The following is a 21,225-nucleotide window of genomic DNA, read 5'->3' on the forward strand; positions in this document are numbered from 1 at the left end:
GGGTTTCTGCGAACGGTTTGACGGAGATCATATTGGTGCGGGGAGGATGCTCCTAAGCTCAGTCTCAACAAGGCCGATGCGGCCTTGGCCAAGGGAAAGGGAGCATCATCATGTTGTTCAAGACAGTTCTGGCCATTATCGGCAGCCATGAAGAGGCGGCCGACATCAACCGCGCCACGGATCTCGCCGCGCAGCTTGGCGCGCATCTCTCACTGCTGGTGGTCGATATTGCCGTGTCGCCCACGGTTGGCGATTATCCGGTCGGCACCGCCTGGCTCGATCAGCGCGTCGAGGACCTGAAGCGGCTTCACGCTGTCGCCGACATGGCGCGTGCGCATTGCGAAACGGCGGAAATTCCCTTCGACATCGACCGTTATTACACCGAGCGGACTTTTCTGGCCGACACGATCTTCCAGCGCGCGCTTTACGCCGATCTCGTCGTGGTGGGCCAGAAACTGCGGGCACAATCCGGTCTTATCAATGCGGTGGTGGATGGCGCCGTGTTCGAGGCAGGACGCCCCCTGCTGCTGCTGCCGGCCGGCGATGCGCCGGTCAAGGTCAAGACGGTGCTGCTCGCCTGGAATTCCCGCGCTGAAGCCGGCCGCGCCGCACGCGAAGCCATCGATATCCTGTCTCAGGCCGAAAGCGTGCATGTGACGCTGATCGATCCCGATGCCTCCTACAGTGCCAATGGTGGCGAACCGGGGGCGGATGTGGCAGCGTTTCTGGCGCGCCACGGCGTTAATGTGGTGGTCGACCAGCTGCCGAGCGGCGGGCGTCCCGTCGAGGATGTGCTGAAAAGCCATGCGGGCGAAATCGGCGCCGATCTCATCGTGATGGGAGCCTATGGCCATTCACGCTTGCGCGAGCGGGTTTTTGGCGGCGTCACTCAGGCGCTTCTGGAGGCGGCACCCGTGCCGGTTCTGATCGCCCGCTGATCAACCAAGCTCCAGCGTCGTCACGCCAAAAACAAGGCGCTCCTCATAATGAGGGGGAGCGCCGTGGATCATGCGGCGGGTTTCAAAACCCCTCGTAAAGCCAAGGCCCGAGAGGTGGGCCGAGAACACGGTTCGGTTTTCCGGCACGTCGATATGCAGGGTTTCTGATCCGGCCGCCATGGCAAGCGCCGAAAACAGACCTTTCGCATCACCATCGGTTTCGGCAAACAGCGGCCCGATCTTGAACCCGTCATGACAGCGGCGCGCGACACCGTAGCCGGCGAGCTGACCGTCCCGAAAAAGGGCGTGGGCGATATGCGGCGGCTGAATCCACTGCTTGAGAAACGCCGGACGGGGCGCCGGAAAGGCACGGGCGTCAAACGCCTCGATGTCCTTGAAATGGTCTGGTGTCACCGCGACGACGTCGGGATGGCTTGCCGGCAGCGCCGGAGTGTGACCGCTCCAGCGCACGGTGCCATAGGTCGGCACAAAACCCATGCGGGCATAATTTGCCTGCTGCGCCGGCACGCCATCAAGCCCGATGCTACGGCCGGAAAGAGTGTGCATGGCATGATCCCACACCTTCAGCCCATAGCCTTTGCCGCGGTGATCGGGGTGAGAGATGTAAAGCCCGATGAAACCGAAATTTTCGCCATAAGCGACGGCGGAGATGCCGGCGACCATCTGCCCTTCGACAAAACAGCCGAAGAAGCCGGAGGGATCGGCGGCGTGAAAGGCCAGGGCATCATAAAGGCCGGGGTTCCAGCCTTCCGCCTCTGCCCAACCGAGCAACTGGCCGAGTTCCGCGGGCGTCAGTATCCGGATCTCGGCCGTCGTCATGCGGTCATCGCCTTCGGTTGAAACCCTTCCAGGATCCCAGTGTAGGGCTTTTCGACCGGAAAGGCATAGGCGCCGCGCTTTGCGGTGGAAAGCTTGAGCGCCACCAGCGCCTCGGCCTGCTTGACGGCGGCGGCCACGCCGTCCACGACCGGCACGCCGAATTCACGCGACAGTTCGGCCGTGAGATCCGCCATGCCGGCGCAGCCGAGCACGATGGCATCTGCCCGGTCCTCGCGAAGGGCGGCCGTGATTTCGGCGCGCAACCGTTCGCCGGCGTTGGAGGAGGGGTCTTCCAGCGAGAGCACCGGAATATCGGCGGCGCGCACCTTCACCCGGCCCCCCATGCCATAGCGATGCACCAGATGTTCGATGGGCAGGCGCGAGCGTTCCATGGTGGTAACGATGGTGGTGCGCTGGGAAATGAAGGACACGCAGGCAAGTGCGGCCTCGCAGATGCCGATGACGGGAATGCCGGCAAGGGCGCGTGCGGCATCAAGCCCGGTATCGTCGAAACAGGCGATGATGGCGGCATCGGCGCCAGCCTTTTCGCCCTTCGCCAGTTCCACCAGCAGGCCGGGCACGGCGAGCGCCTCGTCATAATAACCTTCGATGGAAACCGGCCCCATCGTGGAGGTGACGGGCATGATTTCCGTGCCGGTGGCAGCCACACGGCGTGCAGCATCTGCCGCCGTTGCCGTCATGCTGGCAGTCGTGTTCGGATTGATCAGGAGAATGCGCATTAATCAGCCTTTGGACCGGCGGCGGTTCATGGCGATGATGAGCCCGAGCGTGCCGGCAATGACGAGGAAGGAAAAGACGGTGGTGACGGTGCCGAGCGCATAAAGCACCGGCGTCGTGACATTGGTCGTCATGCCGTAAATTTCGAGCGGCAGCGTGTTGTAGGTGCCAGATGTCATCAGCGTGCGGGCAAATTCGTCATAGGAGAGCGTGAAGCCGAAGAGGCCGACACCGATGAGGGAGGGCGCAATCATCGGCAGCACGACGTAGCGAAACGTCTGCCAGGATGTGGCGCCAAGGTCGCGCGCGGCTTCCTCGTAGGACGGCGAAAAGCGGTTGAACACGGCAAACATGATCAGCACGCCAAACGGCAGCGTCCAGGTGAGGTGGGCGCCGAAGGCCGACGAATACCAGGCCGGCTGAAAACCGAACTGCTGGAAGACGACACCGATGCCGAGCGAGATGATGATCGAGGGCACGACAAGGCTTGCGACCGACAGGTAAAACAGCACGGTTGCGCCAAAGAACTTGCGCCGGAAGGCAAGGCCGGCCAGCAGCGACACGGTAACGGTAACCAGCATCACCATGATGCCGAGCATCAGCGAGCGCCGGAACGAGCCGCCGAAATCCCCCACCGCCTGCGTTTCCAGAAGATTGGCAAACCAGCGCAGCGACACGCCGTTCAGCGGAAAGGTCAGCCCCCCGTTCGGCCCCTGGAAGGAGAGGATAACGATGGCAGACAGCGGGCCGTAGAGAAACAGCACGAAGAGGGCGAAGAAGATGGCGAGGATATAAAATTCGCGGGAGCGTTTGTCGGCATACATCGGTTAAAGCTCCTTGCGGATATCGACGATGCGCAGGATGCCCGCGACCATCAGGAGAACGAGGACGAGCAGCACCACGGCATTGGCGGCAGCGGCCGGATATTGCAGCAGCGACATCTGGTTCTTCATCATCAGGGCAACAGACGCGCTCTGGCCGCCGGACATCACCTGCACGGTCGAAAAATCAGCCATGACGAGTGTGACGACAAAAATGGTTCCGATCGCCATGCCGGGTTTTGCCAGCGGCAGGATGACGTTTGTCAGCACCTGAAGGCTGGAGGCGCCGGCATCGCGCGCGGCTTCCACCAGGCTTTTATCGATGCGCATCAGCGTGTTGAAGATCGGCGTCACCATGAACAGCGTGTAGAGATGCACCATGGCGAGCACGACGGCAAAATCCGAATAGAGCAGCCATTCCACCGGTTCCGACACGAGGCCGGAATTGACGAGGCCGGAATTGATGAGGCCATTTCGCCCGAGAACCGGGATCCACGAGATCATGCGAATGATGTTGGAGGTCAGGAACGGCACGGTGCAGACCAGAAACAGCACCATCTGCATGGCGGCGGTGCGGATGTGGAAGGCAAGGAAATAGGCGACCCAGAAGCCGATGAAGAGGGTGATCACCCAGACCAGGAAGGCAAATTTCAGCGTGTTGAGATAAGTCTTCCAGGTCACCCACGAGCCCAGCGTCTCGGTATAGTTGAAGGTGACGAAATCGGGATACATCTGGGCAAAGTCATAATCCCAGAAGCTGACGGTGACGATCATCAGCAGCGGCAAAAGCAGGAATGCCGCAAGAATGAGGGTCAGCGGCGTTGCCTGCATGTAGGAGACAAGCTTGAGCGGCAGCCGGATGCTGCGTTTCGGCTTCGGTTCGCCGACACCGAGAAAGCGTACTGTGGTCATGTCGTCTCCTGTCGGGAAAGATCCCCCTCTGGCCTGCCGGCCATCTCCCCCACAACGGGGGAGACTGCAAGTGGCCAAGTCCTGCCCTCCTTGGAGGGAATACTCCGCAGCGGGCTGCGGAGCGCGTTAGTCATCCGTCGCGTCCTCTTGTCCGGACGCCGCTTCAAGAACGAAGCCGTTCCGCAGGTCTCCCTCCCCCTTGTGGGGAGGGCTATCGCATATGAGACAAGTCCCCTCCCAAACCCTCCCCACAAGGGGGAGGGCTTAACCCGGCCGCACCCTCTGATGCGGGAACGGGACGCTTGCCGCATCGTATCTCCCCCCCTTGTGGGGGAGATGCCCGGCAGGGCAGAGAGGGTCTTATTTCAATTGCGATAGCCGTACCCTTGTGGGGAGGGTGGCCGGCAGGGGTATGTCTGGAGAGGAGGAGCAGGAATATTCCCCGAGCCTCCCCTGCAGGGATATCCGGCCTTAAGCTGCGATGAACTCGTTCCAGCGGCGGACCATGTAGCGGTCTTCGTCCATCACAGAGTTCCAGCAGGCAACCTTGCCCATGCGGTCTTCGAAGGAGCCGCCATCGCGCACGGCGCCGGCCTTTTCCATGACCTTGCCTTCCGGGGAGAGAATGTCGCCCTGGGCAGCCTTGCCTTCGATCCAGTAGCCCCACTCGTCAGCCGACATATGGCCCTTTGCCGTTTCCATGGCGGCCGAATAATAACCCTGGCGGTTGAGGTAAGCGCCGACCCAGCCGGATGTGTACCAGTTGATATATTCGTAAGCGGCTTCCAGCTGCGCGCCCTTGAGGTGCGAGGCCAGACCCAGACCGCCGCCCCAGGAACGATAACCTTCCTTCAGCGGCTGGTATTTGCAGGCAATGCCCTTGGAGCGCACGGCAGCCACGGCCGGCGACCACATGGACTGGATGACGACTTCGCCCGATGCCATGAGGTTGACCGATTCGTCGAAGGACTTCCAGAAGGCGCGGAACTGGCCGGCCTGCTTGGCCTTGATGAGGAAGTCGATCGTCTTGTCGATCTCCTCCTTCGTCATGTTGCCCTTGTCCTTGTACTTGATGTTGCCCATCGCCTCCATGATCATGGCAGCGTCCATGATGCCGATCGAGGGGATGTTGAGGATGGAGGTCTTGCCCTTGAAGGCAGGGTCCATGATATCGGCCCAGGAGGTGATCTCGCGGCCGACGAGGTCGGGGCGGATGCCGAGCGTATCGGCATTGTAGATCGTCGGCATCATGGTGAACCACTGGGTCTCACCCTTGGCGAACTTCTTGTCGCCGGGCTTTTCGACAAAGCCAACCGTGTGCGGCGCTGTCCCTTGCGCAATCACGCTGTCCGGCTTCAGCTTGCCGTTCTTGAACAGCGGAACGACCTTGTCGTAATATTTCAGCTTCTTCACATCCATCGGCTGGATGACGCCGGCGGCAAAGACCTTCTTCAGGATCCAGTATTCGATATCAGCGATGTCGTAGGAATTCGGCTGGGTGACGGCGCGCTGGGCGGCCGCATCCGAATCGGTTGCCGTCATTTCCAGCGTGATGCCGAGGTCTGCCTTGCACTTTTCGGCAATGGCATTGATGTTCGACACGCCGGTGCCGAACTGGCGAAGCGTGATCGGGTTCTGCGCCCAGATGGTCGGGAAGCCGGTGATGGCGCCCGAGCCGGCGGCGAGGCCTGCTGCGGCAGAAGCCGTTTTCAGCAGGCTGCGGCGGCTGATGCCCGTGGGCTTGATGGGAGTGTTCGTCATGCCATGTCTCCTCTGAAGGTTTTTGATTGGACTTGTTGTGGTGGTTAGTGCGGGCGCCCGAGAACGATCACGTCCTCGGCGTTCCAGGACAGCTGGATGGCTTCGCCAACCTTGACGGGCTGGGCAAAGAACACCTTGTCGCTGAGGATCGCCGTGAAATCCTCGATGCCGGCGCCGCTGACGGCGAGCTTCACGGAGGAGCCACGGTATTCGATATTGCTGATCGTGCCGGTAAAGCCGTAACCGGCAGCCGTCTCAGCGCCAACAGTGACGCGATCGGTGCGGATGGCGATATCGGCGGGCTGGCCGATTTCGGCCTTGTCCGCAGGTGCCGAAAAACTGGCGCCGGCCGCCACTGATAGCGTCAGGCTCGTGTCGTCCTTGTCGGTCACGCGGCCGGAAATCACGTTGTGATCGCCCATGAAACGGGCAACGAAGGCGGTCGCCGGACGCTCGAACACCGTGCGCGGCGGCGCTGCCTGCTCGATGCGGCCGTCATTCATCACGACGACGATGTCTGCGAGCGCCATCGCCTCTTCCTGGCTGTGGGTCACGTGCACGAAGGTGATGCCGAGCGAGGTCTGCAGCTTCTTCAACTCGGCGCGCATGCGCACCTTGAGGAAAGGATCGAGCGCCGACAGCGGCTCGTCGAGCAACAGCGCTTCCGGATCGGTAATCAGGGCGCGGGCCAGCGCCACGCGCTGCTGCTGGCCGCCGGAGAGTTGGGCGGGGCGGCGCGATGCATAGGCTTCAAGCTGCATCAGCTTCAGCATCTCCATCGCCTTGGCGCGGCGGGTTTCCTTGTCGATGCCCTTCATCTTCAGCGAAAAGGCGACATTGTCGACAAGGTCAAGATGCGGAAACAGCGCGTAGGACTGGAACATCATCGCCGTGCCGCGTTCGGCCGGCGCCAGATCCGTGACGTTCTTGTTGCCGAGCAGCACGTCGCCGGTCGTAATCGTTTCGTGGCCGGCAATCATGCGCAGCGTCGTTGTCTTGCCGCAGCCGGAGGGCCCGAGAAGGCAGCAATAACTGCCAGCGGGGATCTTCAGGCTGATGGAATGAACGGCCGTGGTGGTGCCGTAGACCTTCGAGACCGAAGCGATGTCTATTTCTGCGGCTTTTGTCATGGGAACTCCCTTGTCTTGGCCAACAGCAATGCATGCGCCGTGCCAGTTGCCGCTTTATCTGCAATCTCGGGCACTTAATCGGTGTCGACGTGCGGCGCGCCAATTGGATGCACACAGACTGGGCTATGTCTGCGTAAAAAATAGACGATTGTGTACGATACGGTAGGCCGATTGTATTCAACGCGCGAATGAGCCGCGCTTCCCGCTTTGCACTGACGGCTGTTCGCGTTACAAAAGGGCAAAACGGGAACTCGCAATGCAGATCAGCGACAAAATCAGCCCCTTCGACCTGGTGCCGGATGATCGGGCGCTCGCCATCAGAGAGGCCCTGCGCAACGCCATTGTCGACCGGCGCCTCGTGCCGGGCACCAAACTGTCGGAAAGCGAAGTCGGCGCGCTGTTTGATGCCAGCCGCACCGTGGTGCGTGCAGCGCTGCAGATGCTGGCATTCGAAGGGCTGGTGCGGGCGGAGCGAAATCGCGGCGCGTTTGTCTCCAATCCGACGCCGGAGGAAGCCCGCCAGGTTTTCTCGTCGCGCCGTCTGATCGAGCCCGGCATCGTCGCCGCCGCCATCGAACGCATTACCAGCGCCGATCTCGATACGTTCCGCCACCAGCTGCAGGAAGAGGCGCGTTACATGAGCGAGCACGGCCCGGCTGCCCGCCGCGCCGAAATCAAGGCATCCGGCGATTTTCACCTGATGCTGGCAAGCGTTGCCGGGAACGCCATCCTGCAGCGTTTCATGGATGAGCTTGTGGCGCGCTCCTCGCTGGTCATCGCGCTTTATGGCAGCACCGGCGTATCCCGCTGCGGCCACGGTGAACATGGCGAGATCCTCGATGCGCTGGAACGCCGGGATGCCGCCCGTGCGTCGGCTCTCATGCTGCACCATATCGACCACATCGAGGCCGATCTTGATCTGCGCGTACGCGAAGGCCTTGCGCTGAAGGATGCGCTGGATGTGTGACGCGGCGGCTTAAGGGGCAGGGTGACCTTGACCCTTCAGCCGGCTTTCCTCCCGCTTCAAAAGAGCCGCCAGCCGCTCGATCACGGTGCGCATTTCCGGCCGGTGACGGTCGTCGTCATTGGCAACGATGTGCAGCGTGTGGGTGAGATCTGCGATGACGGGGCCGGCGCGGTGCAGATCCGGCAAGGCATCGCCGACAAAACAGGGCAGCACGCCGCGTCCGTTTCCGGACAGAAGAAGCCGCAGCAAAAGCTGCGGTGCGTTCGTCCAGGTGGTGATATCCGCCTCGAAATTCTGAAAGACCCATTTATCCGAGGGCGTGACGGCGCTTTCGGTTCCAATGGAGGTCCAGGGCAGCCGCTCCGGATCCTCGTGAATGGTGGCGTAATAGACGGCATAGGTGACGTCGACGGAACGACGGACAGCAAGGTTACCCGATTGCGGCCGCCGCGCCACCACCCCGACATCCGTTGCGCGAAAGGCCAGATCCCCCACGTCGTTTGCCGTCTTGCAGCACAGCCGAAACGGATCGGAGGGGTGCCTGATCTCTGCAATGCGGTCGGCAATGAAACCGGATAACCAGCCGTCGCTGCCAATCGAGACAATCGGCAGGGTAAAGGCGCGCTGGTGCCATTGCGTGATGTTTTCGGCGGCCTCCTGCATAGCGCGCACTTGGCCGAGCAGGATCTCGCCATCGGGGGCCAGACGATAACCCTGCTGGCTGCGGATAAACAGCGTGCGCCCCATCTGGCGCTCCAGCGCCTGCATACGCCGGCCGATCGTGGGTGCGCTGAAGCCAGTGCGTTCGGCAGCACCCGAAAGGCCACCCTCGCGGGCCACATGGAAAAAGAGTTTGAGGTCGTCCCAGTCGGTGTGCTGCATCGGGTCAGTCTATCCGCGCCTTTATGGCGGGTCCATCGTGCATGGATGAAAGAGCCGTTGCAAACATGGGTCTACATCGCGCGGTCTGCCTCGGTGTCTTATCGGTCTCCTCAGCGCCACATATTGTGCAAGGAGAACGAAAATGCTGCTTGAAGGGGTGGTCATATGGCTTGAATTGAAGCGTGCGAGGCCGGGCAGCCGCGGCGTCAGGCATCCGCTGTCAGATCCGCTGGATCAGGCGGAATGGCAGGGGCTTCTGTTCATCCTGCCGCTGTTGAGCTGGCTTGTCGGATGTCGCAAGCGGTCCATGAAAAAGGCTCCGGAATGACCCGGAGCCTTTTTATCGATTTGAAGATAATGCCTGAAACGCTCAGGCCGCGCGGCCGTACTGGTTGGAGCGCTGGGCTTCGGCAAGGCGGAACTGGCCGAGCAGGCGCGTCAGGGTTTCGGCTTCGCCGGAAAGCTGGTGAGCCGTGGCGGTTGCCTCTTCCACCATGGCGGCGTTCTGCTGGGTGCCCTGGTCCATCGTGTTGACGGCGGTGTTGATCTCCTGCAGGCCGAGCGACTGTTCGCGGTAGGCATCGGCAATCGCCTGCACATGGCCGGTGATGTGCTGCACCTGGCTGACAATGCCTTCCAGCGCCTTGCCGGTATTGCCAACCAGCGTCACGCCATTGGCGACCTGGCTGCTGGACGTGTTGATCAAGCCCTTGATTTCTTTTGCAGCCTGTGCGGAACGCTGCGCCAGTTCACGCACTTCCTGGGCAACGACGGCAAAACCCTTGCCCGCTTCGCCCGCACGTGCCGCTTCCACGCCGGCATTCAGCGCCAGGAGGTTCGTCTGGAAGGCGATTTCATCGATGACGCCGATAATGTTGGAAATCTCGCCGGAGGATTTCTCGATGGCGTGCATGGCGTCAACCGCCGAGCGCACCACGGTGCCGGAATTGCGAGCATCCTCGCCGGTTGCCACCACCAGCTTGCGGGCTTCTTCGGCACGTTTTGCGCCATCGCGCACGGTGGTGGTGATCTCTTCCAGGGCCGCTGCTGTCTGCTCGACGGAAGCCGCCTGCTGCTCGGTGCGGCGCGAAAGATCGTCGCTCGAGGTGCGGATTTCGTTGGCCCCGGCCGTGATCGCATGGGCATTGGTGCCGACCAGCTGCATGGCCTGGTTCAGCTTTTCCACCGAATGGTTAAAGTCGGTGCGCAGGGTGTCGAGCTTTGCCGTGAACGGACGCTCGATGCGGTGTGACAGGTCGCCGTCGGCCAGGGCCTTCAGACCGGTGGCCAATGCCTGCACCACATCCGCCAGCGTTCCGGCTTCTTCCGTGCGGATTGCCTCGTGTGAGGCGCGCTCTGCATCCGCCTGGCGGCGGGTTGCCTCGGTTGCGGCCGAAAGGCGCGCCTGCTCCTTGGCATTGCTGCGGAACACTTCCACCGTCTGGGCCATGGCGCCGATCTCGTCACGGCGATCGGTGCCGGAAACAGCAGCCTCCGTTTCGCCGCCGGCAAGCGTTGCCATGCGCTGGCGAAGCGCCTCCATCGGGCGGGTGATGCCGGCGCTTGCGACATAATAGGCAAGGCCGATCGTGGCGATTACGGCAAGCCCAAGCGCCACCATGCTGGTGAAGATGATCGAGGACGTATCACTGGAAATGGTCTTGCCACCATTGGCCACCATTTCGTTCAGCGCGGCGTTGTTGGCTCCGGATTTGGTGGAGAAGGCTGGCGCCAGTTGATCGAGCGAACGCACCAGGGCCACCGCCTCGTCATTGCGTCCGGCCTGCTTGGCGACCACGATCTTTTCGTAGACAGCGCCGAACTGGTCCATCAGGCCCATCAGTTCATCCGACGGCGGCTTCAGCGCCGGCACCATGCGGCCGATATCGACCATCTTTGCCTTTGCGCCATCAAGGTTGCGCACGAAGGCGGCCTTGCCTTCCTCGTAAGCCGGCGAGCCGGTCTCGTTCAGCGCAACGCGGGTAATGGCGTTGACGGCCGTCCACATGCCCGCCGACGAGCGCGCGCCAAGAACGGCGGCGGCGGCGTTATTGGCGATGAAATCCGCATAACGATCGTTGACGCCATCAAAACGGCTGCTGAGGTAAGACAAACCGGCCAGCGAGACCAGCCCGAGAAACAGGATGACGGATAGGATTTTTGTCCGAATCGACAGGTGTCGTAACATCTTTGACCTACGTGAAAACGCAAAGGCTGAAGCAAGGCGACGTCCTGTCTCCTCCTTCCTGCCGGGAAAAGGCAGCAAATCGCTCGATCAAAGAAATTTTTCCATCCTGCCCGTCATGGACACTCGGGCAAATTGGTTAAGCCTGCGTATAACAATCATGACAGACTATAATAATCGCGGCGGCATTTGCGGGTGTTTGTGTTGTTTTTCTCCACTTTGTCTCGTCATTACAGTTGAGGGAGGTATTGGAACAAATGAGCCGGCACCGCGTTTTGGGCTGGCTAAATAACAGGGCCGCCGACATCAGGCGTGCAGCAAGGAGACTATCATGCTGAAGGTGATCCAGACGGCGGGGCTTGCTCTTGCCATGGCGGCTGCGGGCGTCTGTGCCGGCACGTCGGCGCAGGCGCAACAGATGGAATTGCGGGTCGGGCCAGATGGCATCCGTCCGGTGATCCGTGAACACGATCGCGATCGTCGTGGACCGCCGCCGCGCCGGGGTTGCAGCGAGCGCGAAGCCCGCTCTGCTGCCCGCGATGCGGGCCTGCGCGATCCGGAAGTTGTGCGCGTAACGCCCGGCCGCGTTGTCGTGCAGGGCTTTACCCGCCGCGGCCCGAGCCGCATCACGTTTGCCAATGAACGCGGCTGCCCGGAAATCTGATCGCCAGCGCGCAATCGGCTCATGCCTCGAAAACCCGCCCGTCCGGCGGGTTTTTTCATATTTTCAGCCGGTGCTCCGGGCGTTCCAGGCACGCTCGGTGGCCGGAGCCTCGTCCGTTGTCACCTGATCGGGGTGTAACGCCATGAGGGCGGAAAACTGCGCCCATTCGGCCTCGCTGAACCCCATGTCGGGGTTTTTCAGGTTAAAGGTCCAGGCATCCACCTTGCAGCCGTTCTCATGGCAAAGGCCGATGAGATCGAGATCGCGCGCGGCGGCCTCCAGAACCAGCGGCCAGGAGAGATAGACCGTGTCCGGCGCGGTTTCTCCATTGATATCAGACAGAAGGTCCTGCCGTGCCGCGTCCGGTCCCTGTTCGGCAAGGATGACCATCAGCTTGTCTGTGGGGTCTATGCCGCGCGCAAGGTTGGGCAGGTGGTTGCGGATCGCGACGATGAGGTCGAGATCGCCGGCGCTGACGATGATCGAGCGCCCGGCGGCGCCAAAAAACTCCACCAGATGCGCAAGTCCCGCACTGCCGATCGTTGCCAGATCGTCCTTCATGTCGAACTGCAAAAGAGCGTCCGGATGTGCCGTCGTCAGCATTTGCGCCAAGTCTTCGCTGAGGATCGGCGGCGTGCCGCCGGCCTTTATGGTCAGTCCACGCAGATCCTGCGCAGAGGCTTTTCGCACCGGGCCGTAGCCATCGGTTTCGCCGTCGAGATCTGAATCATGCAGCACCACGAAACCGCCATCGCCGCGCACCCGAAGATCCAGCTCCATCGAAGCGCCCGCTTCAAACCCCAGCGCCATCGTCTCGGCCGAAAAAAGCGGTGCCGAAAGGCCAAGGCGCAGCCGGTGCCATTTGAGCCTTGTGCGGTGCCCGGCGTGGATGATTTCGAGACCGGGCGGAGAGTGGAGAAGCATTGCGATACCTTCAACTGTAACAAGCGCCCTGTGTCGAACGGCAAGCGCGCAGGATTGTGGCCCGTAGCACGGATGGATGACAGAATTTTTATGGCGAGTTTCAAGATGGCAGACGTGCCGTGCCGATCTCGCGCCTGTCCACGCCAATGACAGGCAGGCGAAAGGCAGGGCGCGAGATGTGGCCATCCACCACGCGGCCGGGGAGGGTGGTTTGCCTTGCCTGCACGCCGGACACAGGCCGATTTCTGTTGGAACATCCACCCCTTGGGATGAGTTGGACCCGCGAACCCCAACAATCAAAGTGAGGTTGACCCATGTCACAGCAATATCCCACGCCGCCCTTTTCCCAGCCGAAGATCCCGATGCCGGGTTTGACCAGCCAGATGCAGCCGGTGCCGGATCACGGCGAAAGCTCCTACAAGGGCTCCGGCCGCCTTGCCGGCAAGAAGGCCGTCATCACCGGTGGCGATAGTGGCATCGGCCGCGCCGTCGCCATTGCTTTTGCCCGCGAAGGTGCCGACGTGCTGATTTCCTATCTCGACGAAGACCAGGATGCGGCGGAAACGAAACGCCATGTGGAAGAGGCTGGCCGCAAGGCCGTGCTGGTGCCGGGCGATCTTCAATCGGCCGCCCATTGCCGCAAGGTGATCGATACGGCCGTCGAACAGCTCGGCGGGATCGATATTCTCGTCAACAATGCCGCCCACCAGGCCTCGTTTCCGACGATTGGGGAGATCAGCGATGAGGAGTGGGAACTGACCTTCAAGGTGAACATCCACGCCATGTTCTACCTCACCAAGGCAGCCGTTGCGCACATGAAGCCAGGCGCCTCCATCATCAACACCGCCTCGATCAATTCCGACAGCCCCAACCCGTCGCTGCTCGCCTATGCCACCACCAAGGGCGCGATCCAGAACTTTACCGCAGGATTGGCGCAGCTGCTGGCGGAGAAGGACATCCGCGCCAATGCGGTTGCACCCGGCCCGATCTGGACGCCGCTCATTCCCTCCACGCTGCCGGAGGATTCGGTTAAATCGTTCGGTCAGCAGGTGCCGATGAAACGGCCGGGACAGCCGGCGGAACTGGCCACCGCCTATGTGATGCTGGCCGATCCGCTCTCCAGCTACGTCTCCGGTGCAACGATTGCGGTGACCGGCGGCAAGCCGATCATCTGATAGATGTCAAAATGTGCAAAGGGCGGCGGGGGATACCCGTCGCCCTTTTTCGTCAGCCCGAAAACGTGTCAGTTGTTGCGGCCAACTTGTCGGGCGAGAACGTCGAAATTCGCTTCCTCACCGCGTTCGGCCGCCTCATCGGCCAGCACCAGAAGACGGATCGGGAAGGCAACGGCCTTGCGGTGAGCACTGGAAACATCCGGCTCCTCTGCCTTCATCACGCCAGCCTCCACCTCGCGCAGCGTTTCGCGTATTTCCTCATGCGTCAGCAGCTGTTTTTCCACCAGCAGGCGGTTGATGGCGGCAAGTGCCAGATAAAGGCCTTCCAGCTGCGGATTGGCGGTGTTCATGGCTCCCTCCCGGGGTTGATGGATCGGGTTACATTTTCGTCGATCAGGCGCGCGCCGCGCTGGCGGGTAAGATAACGCCAGATCCACTGGATCGTCACCAGCAGCCGCTTTTCAAAATTGACCAGCAGGTAGACATGGACGAGCGCCCAGAGCAGCCATGCGAGCCGCCCCTTCAGCCGCCATTTGCCGAAATCGAAGATGGCGGCGTTCCGCCCGATGACGGCGGTATTGCCGCGATTGTTGAAATGGAAGGGTTTTGATGGGGTAGCATCGAGCAGTTCGTGGCGGAGCGCCTTGCCCAGATACTGGCCCTGTTGCTTGGCCACTTGCGCCAGGGCCGGCAGCGGTTTTCCCGCCTCGTCGACACCAAGCGCCGTATCGCCGAGCGCAAACACGTCAGTGAAACCGGTGACCCTCAGATCACCATCGACAGGAATGCGCCCGCCCGCCTTGCCCTCGATGCCGAGCCAGCCGGCCGCCGGCGATGCCTTGACGCCGGCACCCCAGATGACGTTTGCGGTGCGGATCGTCTCGCCATTGGCAATCACAACCCCGTCTGAAATGTCCTCGACCATGCGGCCGGTCATCACCTCCACGCCCATTTGGTCCAGCTCGCGCGTGGCATAGGTGGTCAACTCCTCGGGGAAGGCGGCCAGAATACGCGGCCCTGCCTCCAGCAGCAGCACGCGGAAATGTTCGGGCGCAAGCCTGCGGAAATCCCGGGTGATCATGAAGCGGCCAAGCTCGGCAATCGCGCCGGCCATTTCCACGCCCGTCGGTCCGCCGCCGATGATGACGCTGGTGAGCAGCGCCTTCTTTTCCTCATGGTCCTGCGAAACCTCGGCGCGCTCGAAGGCCAGCAGCAGCCGGTGGCGGATCTGGCGTGCCTCATGGATGGTTTTGAGACCCGGCGCCAGCGCCCGCCATTCGTCATGACCGAAATAATTATATTCCGAACCGGTGGCGATGATCAGCCGGTCATAGGGAACGGACGGCGCCGTGGCGAACTGCACGGTCTTGGTCACGGTATCGATCCCTGTCACCTCGGCCAGCATCACCTTGATATTGTGATAGCGGCCAAGCGTGCGGCGGATCGGCTCGGAAATATCGGCAGGCGAGAGCGCTGCCGTTGCCACCTGATAGAGCAACGGCTGGAAAAGATTGTGGTTGCGCCGGTCGATGACCGTCACGTCGAGCACGGTATTGCCAAGCTCGCGGGCAACGGCAAGCCCGCCAAAGCCGGCGCCGATGATCACCACCCGCTGCGGTCTTTTTAAGTCCGTTCCACTGGTGGCCGGCATCGGCTGATCGCTTTGCAGCGTGGCGGTATAGGGGTGAAAGCTCATCGGCATTCCTCTCGTGTCCGGTTGCGACAAAGCCCGGACGCCGCGCCCGAACCCGTTGTTGCGCCAAAGGTTCCTGCTACCGGCGATGGAACCTTTGGCGTGCTCTGTCGTTGATGGAGCGAAACAAAATGGAGCTTGGGTATGAACAGCATCGTCTGGCTTGTTGGAGCCGTTGTCATCGTAATTGCGGTCCTCAATCTGGTCGGGTTCGCCTGATCTCGAACCTCAAGAGCTGCCGGCAGTGGCGGCAATCTGATCAAAGGAGAGAAACATGAACAGCATCGTATGGCTCGTTGGCGCCGTGGTTATCGTGATCGCAATCCTGTCTTTCGTCGGTCTTGCCTGACCTCGACGACTGACTTTGGAACGTTGTTTAAAAGGTGCTGTCCTCCTCGGGCGGCACCTTTTTTCGTGGGCACATTCAAGCCCGCACCAGCGCCCAGCGCAGGAGGGAGCTGTCCTCCCTGCGCTGGGTGAAGATCAGGCCGAAAGCAGCACGCAGAACGGCCGCGTGGCCAGAAGTTCGCCAAGGGCAAGTTCGGACGTCGGCTGAATGATGTCCTCCGACAGGAGGTCCCGGTAGCTATGGTGGGCAAGGCCCGCATCAAGCTTCAGGACGGCATCCGTCCAGAGATCGGCAGAAGGCAGATGCACTGCCTCGCTCAGCAGATGCTGGAGCATCAGGCGCGGGGCGACGACGATCACGGCCTTGTCCTGGAACTTGCGTGCGAAAGCGACGAGATGGCTGGACTGTTCGCCGGCAATCTCCAGCGCCAGATAATCGCCTTCGAGAAACAGTGCCAGCTCGCGCGCCCGCAAGGGCAGAACGGCCTCGATCACCCGCTGCTTCAGCCGCCCATCCAGCCAGGCTTCCGGATCGGCCGGATCCCAGGCACAATCGAGCCCGGCCATCAACGCTTCGAAATCCGGCGCGCGTCGGTTATCCGGATCGACAAGGCTGAGATCGGTGCCTTCGCTGCCCTGGTAGATGTCGGGAATGCCGGGTGCGGCAAGCTTGATCAGCGTCTGGGTGATGCTGTTTAAACCGCCGGCGGCAAACACCGGCTGCATGCTGGAGATAAAATCCTGCCGGAAACCTCCGCCATCAGGCCCCAGCAGATTGCGGGCATAACCGGTCACAGCCTCTTCATAGGCGCTGTCGGGGTCGTTCCATCCGGTTTTCAGCTTGGCTTCGCGCAGCGACTTTTCGAGATAAACGACAAACCGCTCCTCCAGTGCCTTCAGGCCCTGCGTGTCGTCTGCGCCAAGATTGTGCGGCCACACACCGACAAGTGCCTGGTAGATCAGCCATTCCACCTCCGGCTCCGGCGCTGTTCCGTTATCAAGCTCCACCACAAGATCCCGGTTCATCTGGCGCCAGCGATCAAATGCCGCGCGCCAGAGATCGGGCGCTTCCGACAGCGCATAAAGCCTGGCGCGGGCATCCTCGCCGCGTTTGGTGTCATGGGTGGAGCTGGCCGAAAGCCCCTGCGGCTGGTCTTTCAGCCTTGCCTGCATTTCAGCATGAAACTGGCTGACGCCGTTAAGCGGCGGCAGCGGTTCTCCGCCCACTTCGTTCAGCGCAATCAGCGGGTTGATGCGGAAAAACAGCGTATCTTCCAGCGATTTCGCCATCAACGGGCCGGTGAGCTGCTGGAAGCGCGTGCGGAATTCACCCGCCTGAGTATCAAATTCTTCACTGACATCGCCGACGATGATGCGGGCGAGGAAACCGAGCGGCTGCGATTGCGGCGGATCTTTTCGCGACCGCACCTCCGAGAGCACGTCGCTCAGGCGCTGCCGGTCTGCCGGCTCAAGGCCAAGGGTGTTGCCATAGGTGCGGTAGACGGGAAAGGCGATCAGCAGTGCGCGCAGCGCATCCCGCATCGCATCCTCGTCAAAGCGGCCACTATCCTGATGGCCGGCGGCAATCTCAAGTGCGATCGACAGGAGGGTGCTGACTTCGCCGGCGAAATTGACATCGACCATCAGCCCCTTGGCCTTTTGCATTTCCGCATCCAGATCGAGCGGACGGCCGGTGACCTCGCTATACTGGCTGTGGAAGGCGGCAAGGTTTTCCGGCTCTGCCAGAACATCAGACAGGCTTGCAATGAACTCGTAACCGGTGGTGCCGGAGACCGGCCAGTCGGACGGCAGGCGCTCACCGTGCCCGAGGATCTTTTCGACCACCAGATAACAATCCGGACCGACCGCCTCGCGCAACCGCTGCAGATAGGCGCGCGGATCGGCCAGACCATCCACATGGTCGATGCGCAAGCCATCCACCTTGCCGGACAGCACCAGATCGAGGATCAGGCGATGGCTTTCGAGGAAAACTTCCTCCGTCTCGACGCGCAAGCCGGCAAGGCCGGTGATTTCGAAGAAACGGCGATAACTCAGCTCGCTCGGTGCCTTGCGCCAGTTCATCAGGCAGTATGGCTGCGCTGCGTGGAGGGCGGTGATCTGCTCCTGGTTGAGTGTGCGATCGCTAAGCTTTTGCGCAAGCCGTGAGGCTTCGGGATCGGCGGCAAACGCGCGCATCGCGTCATGAAATGCCTCTTCTTCGGCCGGCGTGGCAGAGGCGGCTGCGGCGCGGATCTTGTCTGCGAGCGCAAGGTCGATGCCGTCCAGCGCCTGCCCATAACTTGCCGGGGAGAGCGGATAGTGGTTGTCGAAATAGGACAGCGTCAGGCAGGCGGCCTTTGTATCGAAGCCGACGGAAAGATCACCTTTTTCCGCCACAGCATCAAAATCTTCACCCAGGACCGGAAGTGTCAGGCGGCGTTGCCAGTTGACGTCGAAGAAATGGCTGAAGGGGCTCTCCTGTCCCCATTCGATGATGCTGCGCCACCAACGGTTTTCCAGCGCCGCTGCCATATGGTTCGGCACGATATCGAGGATGAGGCCAAGGCCGTTTTCCTTAAGCGCGGCACTCATGCGCTCGAACCCCTCGCGGCCGCCAAGCTCCTCCGCAATTTCGTTGGCATCGGCCACGTCATACCCGTGGGTGGAGCCTTCCGCGGCGGTAAAAATCGGCGAGGCATAAAGGTGGCTGATGCCCAGGCGCTTCAGGTAAGGCACGAGCGCCGCCGCGCGGTCGAAGGTCATGCCGTTGCGGAACTGGATACGGTAGGTCGATGTGGGGATCGTCAAGCTCGTGCGCCTCCGACGCTTGTGGTCTATCTCTGGGAGAGAGTTCAAGCCTGCCCAACGTGGAGAGGGCATGCCGGTTCCGCAACGCCACGCTGACGCCGGAAAAATTAGACGCGCCATGCACCGTTTCCGGTGCATGGCGCAATCAGATGTCAGTCGAATGAAGCGCTCAGCGCTCCGGATTGTCGGCATTTGCCATCGGGCTCGGGCGGCCATCGGGCTGGTCTTCGCCAAGCCGCTCATCCTGGTCTTCAAGGTCGCTCTTGACCAGATAGGTATCACCGCCGCCAAGGCGCGAGGCCTCCTGCTGGGCCTTGAGGTTGGTCTGGTCGATCTGTCCATGCAGCGCGTCTTCCACGCGTTCGCGGCCATCTTCGGTAAAACGGCGCGAACCTTCGTCGGTCATCTTGTCCCTGGCGTCCTGATTTTCCTTGGCAGTCATGATGTCTCATCCTTTCAGGGGAATTTCCGGGAAACTCCGGTTCTTGAGAGAAACCCGCAGGCATGGCCTGCGGTTCCCTCAAGCGCGGTCACGGCGATGGAACCACCGCGCCGGCCGCCGGTTTGGCTTTTGAAGCGGGCAAAACACAGGAGAGAACTATGCCGGCCAAATCCAAGGCACAGCAGAAGGCGGCGGGTGCTGCCCTTGCCGCCAAGCGCGGCGATATCAAGAAGAGCGAACTTCAAGGCGCTTCCAAAAGCATGGAGAAATCCATGTCGGAAAAGGAGTTGCATGACATGGCGGCCACCAGCCGCGAGGGAAAACCGCAACACGCATCGAAATCATGATTGATCTGCCTGTCGCCGAAGAAGAGCTTGCCGCCCTCTCGCAGGCGCTAAAATCGCTTCCCCTGCGCATCGGTGTCTACGTGCCCGATGACCTGCTGGAAGACTGGTTTGCGCCGGGAACCGGCATGGACCCGGTGAGTCCCGAGGCGCTTGATGCGGCTGAAGGGTTCGCCCGTCGCCATGACTGCGAATTCAAGCATTATGCCGAGCGCAAGGAGGCGGTGATGTGGAAATGGGTGCCGGCACTTTGATCGGCATCATCATCTTGAACCGCCGCTGGCGATCACCATCTAGAGGCTCGACCCGATGGTCCGGGCCCCTCTGGTGAAAGAAATCGACGCTTTCACGATGTCGGACCTTTTTGCGACATCACCGTCGATTTGAAGGCCAGACATGCTCTCGGAAATGACCGCGTGGTTCATCACCATGTTCGTAATCACCCCCATCCATTCGGAAGTGCAGACGCATCTGCAGAACGCCAACGCCTCTGCCGAGACCGCACGGCAGGTTCAGCAATGTATTTCCACCCACGGTCCCCAGCTGATCGAGCGGGCGGGACAGGAGCCGATGTGGGCGGTAACCACCGCCATCGGCGTCACGATCGGCTGGACCGCGCCGGCGCAGATTCTCGACCAGAGCGATCCGAACTGCGCCGTGCTTGCCAATCTGCTGCAGAATGGCGAACAGGAAAATCAGGGCTCGTAAGCGCCTTAATGTGCCGGAGCGGATTGCCCACTCCGGCACTCATTATTCAGGCCTTGGCATAAATGTCGCGCAGCGCCTCGAACTTTGCGAGCTGTTCGCCGATCAGTTCGCGGGCCGCATCACGCTTGACGAAAACCTTGAACATGGCCGCACCCTTCTGGTTCATGAACCAGACGGAACAGGAGCGGCGACCGTGAAAAGCGCGGTCGACAAAGGAGATTCCAGCGCAGTTCTTTCGCGCGATATGGCCGCCGATGGGGCTATCGCCATGGATGTTGAACCAGCCATGACCTTCGGACCCGGCGGGCAGTGAGCCCTCGGCCTCCAGCACGATATCATCGGTGTGGACGATAAAAAGAACCTCACCCCAGCCGGTCATCTCGGCCCAGATCGCCTCGAACGCGTTTTCCGGTGCCGATGTCGCGGCACCATCCGGCAGCAGCGCCAGAATTTCGGCCGGCGTCACCTCGGCTTTTGCGGCAATCGCTTCCACCACGCCGTCCGGCTTTTCGCCAAGTGCTGCAACCGCTCGCGCCCGGCGCGCCTCATCGTCGCTTGAGGAAATCGAGAGCGCCGCGCTCATGCGGCCTCCGCCGAATTGCCGTCGCGGCCTTCGTGGATGATGACTTCAAACCCTTCGAAATGCGGGCCGGAGAGATATTCCACCTTGCCGCGGTTTTCGCCGGCGCGCGCATGGGCGGCGCGGAACTGCTCGGATTTCGTCCAGGCGGTGAAATGCTCCTGGGTTTCCCACAGCGTATGCGAGGCATAAAGCGAATGATCCTCGTGCTTCGGCCCCTTCAGCATGTGAAATTCCATATAGCCCGGAACCGTCGACAGGTGGCGCTGGCGGCTGCGCCACATTTCTTCGAACGCTTCTTCAAAGCCCGGGACGACGCGAAAACGGTTCATGGCAATATACATGGCAGATCCTCATTTAAAGTG

General features: G+C 61.5%; 23 protein-coding genes. 8 read left to right on the top strand and 15 right to left on the bottom strand.

The window, feature by feature from the left end; translation table 11 throughout:
• Positions 1-110 precede the first annotated feature (110 nt).
• Complete coding sequence (locus AC4CWH_RS02170; protein WP_491320190.1) at positions 111-938, top strand: universal stress protein; 828 nt, start codon at positions 111-113, stop codon at positions 936-938.
• Here the strand turns inward: AC4CWH_RS02170 and AC4CWH_RS02175 are convergent, their stop codons facing one another.
• From AC4CWH_RS02175 to AC4CWH_RS02200, 6 genes are all read right to left on the bottom strand, one after another.
• The gene (locus tag AC4CWH_RS02175) at positions 939-1,778 is read right to left on the bottom strand and encodes a GNAT family N-acetyltransferase (protein ID WP_491320191.1); all 840 of its coding nucleotides are present in this window, start codon (positions 1,776-1,778) and stop codon (positions 939-941) included.
• Entirely contained in the window at positions 1,775-2,518 is a 744-nt protein-coding gene (locus AC4CWH_RS02180; RefSeq protein ID WP_491320192.1) for an aspartate/glutamate racemase family protein, read from the bottom strand. The genes AC4CWH_RS02175 and AC4CWH_RS02180 overlap by 4 nt, the downstream gene beginning before the upstream one ends.
• 3 nt (positions 2,519-2,521) lie before the next feature.
• Entirely contained in the window at positions 2,522-3,340 is an 819-nt protein-coding gene (locus AC4CWH_RS02185) for an ABC transporter permease (protein WP_491320193.1), read from the bottom strand.
• Positions 3,341-3,343: 3 nt separating this feature from the next.
• Positions 3,344-4,249, bottom strand: coding sequence for an ABC transporter permease (locus AC4CWH_RS02190; protein WP_491283994.1), 906 nt, complete (start codon positions 4,247-4,249; stop codon positions 3,344-3,346).
• 471 nt (positions 4,250-4,720) lie between these two features.
• On the bottom strand, positions 4,721-6,010 hold the full coding sequence (locus AC4CWH_RS02195) for an ABC transporter substrate-binding protein (protein ID WP_491283995.1): 1,290 nt from the start codon (positions 6,008-6,010) through the stop codon (positions 4,721-4,723).
• Positions 6,011-6,054: 44 nt separating this feature from the next.
• Positions 6,055-7,140 (bottom strand): ABC transporter ATP-binding protein, encoded by a 1,086-nt coding sequence (locus AC4CWH_RS02200; RefSeq protein ID WP_491320194.1) that lies wholly within the window; start codon positions 7,138-7,140, stop codon positions 6,055-6,057.
• Between the two features lie 256 nt (positions 7,141-7,396).
• On the opposite strand from AC4CWH_RS02200, the gene AC4CWH_RS02205 reads away from it, so the two are divergent.
• Positions 7,397-8,107, top strand: a complete 711-nt coding sequence (locus tag AC4CWH_RS02205; RefSeq protein WP_491283997.1) for a GntR family transcriptional regulator — start codon at positions 7,397-7,399, stop codon at positions 8,105-8,107.
• Between the two features lie 9 nt (positions 8,108-8,116).
• Here AC4CWH_RS02205 and AC4CWH_RS02210 read toward each other — a convergent pair whose 3' ends face one another.
• On the bottom strand, positions 8,117-8,989 hold the full coding sequence (locus AC4CWH_RS02210) for a LysR family transcriptional regulator (RefSeq protein WP_491320195.1): 873 nt from the start codon (positions 8,987-8,989) through the stop codon (positions 8,117-8,119).
• A gap of 142 nt (positions 8,990-9,131) precedes the next feature.
• Here AC4CWH_RS02210 and AC4CWH_RS02215 point away from each other — a divergent pair, with 142 nt between their 5' ends.
• Complete coding sequence (locus tag AC4CWH_RS02215; protein ID WP_491320196.1) at positions 9,132-9,317, top strand: hypothetical protein; 186 nt, start codon at positions 9,132-9,134, stop codon at positions 9,315-9,317.
• A gap of 42 nt (positions 9,318-9,359) precedes the next feature.
• On the opposite strand, the gene AC4CWH_RS02220 is transcribed toward AC4CWH_RS02215, so the two are convergent.
• Positions 9,360-11,177, bottom strand: coding sequence for a methyl-accepting chemotaxis protein (locus tag AC4CWH_RS02220; protein WP_491320197.1), 1,818 nt, complete (start codon positions 11,175-11,177; stop codon positions 9,360-9,362).
• Positions 11,178-11,505: 328 nt separating this feature from the next.
• On the opposite strand from AC4CWH_RS02220, the gene AC4CWH_RS02225 reads away from it, so the two are divergent.
• The gene (locus AC4CWH_RS02225; RefSeq protein ID WP_491320198.1) at positions 11,506-11,838 is read left to right on the top strand and encodes a hypothetical protein; all 333 of its coding nucleotides are present in this window, start codon (positions 11,506-11,508) and stop codon (positions 11,836-11,838) included.
• Positions 11,839-11,901: 63 nt separating this feature from the next.
• On the opposite strand, the gene AC4CWH_RS02230 is transcribed toward AC4CWH_RS02225, so the two are convergent.
• Positions 11,902-12,762 (bottom strand): glycerophosphodiester phosphodiesterase, encoded by an 861-nt coding sequence (locus tag AC4CWH_RS02230; protein WP_491320199.1) that lies wholly within the window; start codon positions 12,760-12,762, stop codon positions 11,902-11,904.
• A gap of 362 nt (positions 12,763-13,124) precedes the next feature.
• On the opposite strand from AC4CWH_RS02230, the gene AC4CWH_RS02235 reads away from it, so the two are divergent.
• On the top strand, positions 13,125-13,937 hold the full coding sequence (locus AC4CWH_RS02235; RefSeq protein ID WP_491321333.1) for an SDR family oxidoreductase: 813 nt from the start codon (positions 13,125-13,127) through the stop codon (positions 13,935-13,937).
• 68 nt (positions 13,938-14,005) lie between these two features.
• Here AC4CWH_RS02235 and AC4CWH_RS02240 read toward each other — a convergent pair whose 3' ends face one another.
• The 4 genes from AC4CWH_RS02240 to AC4CWH_RS02255 all read right to left on the bottom strand — a co-directional run bounded on the left by AC4CWH_RS02240 (position 14,006) and on the right by AC4CWH_RS02255 (position 19,228).
• Complete coding sequence (locus AC4CWH_RS02240) at positions 14,006-14,287, bottom strand: hypothetical protein (RefSeq protein ID WP_491320200.1); 282 nt, start codon at positions 14,285-14,287, stop codon at positions 14,006-14,008.
• Complete coding sequence (locus AC4CWH_RS02245; RefSeq protein WP_491284005.1) at positions 14,284-15,633, bottom strand: NAD(P)/FAD-dependent oxidoreductase; 1,350 nt, start codon at positions 15,631-15,633, stop codon at positions 14,284-14,286. The genes AC4CWH_RS02240 and AC4CWH_RS02245 overlap by 4 nt, the downstream gene beginning before the upstream one ends.
• Positions 15,634-16,113: 480 nt before the next feature.
• The gene (gene treY, locus AC4CWH_RS02250; RefSeq protein ID WP_491320201.1) at positions 16,114-18,786 is read right to left on the bottom strand and encodes a malto-oligosyltrehalose synthase; all 2,673 of its coding nucleotides are present in this window, start codon (positions 18,784-18,786) and stop codon (positions 16,114-16,116) included.
• A gap of 169 nt (positions 18,787-18,955) precedes the next feature.
• The gene (locus tag AC4CWH_RS02255) at positions 18,956-19,228 is read right to left on the bottom strand and encodes a hypothetical protein (protein WP_491284007.1); all 273 of its coding nucleotides are present in this window, start codon (positions 19,226-19,228) and stop codon (positions 18,956-18,958) included.
• Between the two features lie 158 nt (positions 19,229-19,386).
• On the opposite strand from AC4CWH_RS02255, the gene AC4CWH_RS02260 reads away from it, so the two are divergent.
• From AC4CWH_RS02260 to AC4CWH_RS02270, 3 genes are all read left to right on the top strand, one after another.
• Positions 19,387-19,575: a DUF3008 family protein gene (locus tag AC4CWH_RS02260; RefSeq protein WP_491320202.1), complete on the top strand. Its 189-nt coding sequence runs from the start codon at positions 19,387-19,389 to the stop codon at positions 19,573-19,575.
• The gene (locus AC4CWH_RS02265; RefSeq protein WP_491320203.1) at positions 19,572-19,826 is read left to right on the top strand and encodes a hypothetical protein; all 255 of its coding nucleotides are present in this window, start codon (positions 19,572-19,574) and stop codon (positions 19,824-19,826) included. The genes AC4CWH_RS02260 and AC4CWH_RS02265 overlap by 4 nt, the downstream gene beginning before the upstream one ends.
• 142 nt (positions 19,827-19,968) lie before the next feature.
• The gene (locus tag AC4CWH_RS02270) at positions 19,969-20,280 is read left to right on the top strand and encodes a hypothetical protein (RefSeq protein ID WP_491320204.1); all 312 of its coding nucleotides are present in this window, start codon (positions 19,969-19,971) and stop codon (positions 20,278-20,280) included.
• Between the two features lie 46 nt (positions 20,281-20,326).
• On the opposite strand, the gene hutX is transcribed toward AC4CWH_RS02270, so the two are convergent.
• Together hutX and hmuQ are read right to left on the bottom strand one after the other, a co-directional pair.
• On the bottom strand, positions 20,327-20,863 hold the full coding sequence (gene hutX, locus AC4CWH_RS02275) for a heme utilization cystosolic carrier protein HutX (protein ID WP_491320205.1): 537 nt from the start codon (positions 20,861-20,863) through the stop codon (positions 20,327-20,329).
• The gene (gene hmuQ / locus AC4CWH_RS02280) at positions 20,860-21,204 is read right to left on the bottom strand and encodes a heme-degrading protein HmuQ (protein WP_491284012.1); all 345 of its coding nucleotides are present in this window, start codon (positions 21,202-21,204) and stop codon (positions 20,860-20,862) included. The genes hutX and hmuQ overlap by 4 nt, the downstream gene beginning before the upstream one ends.
• Positions 21,205-21,225 lie beyond the last annotated feature (21 nt).

The sequence above is a fragment of the Neorhizobium sp. PAMB6716 genome (assembly GCF_058242805.1).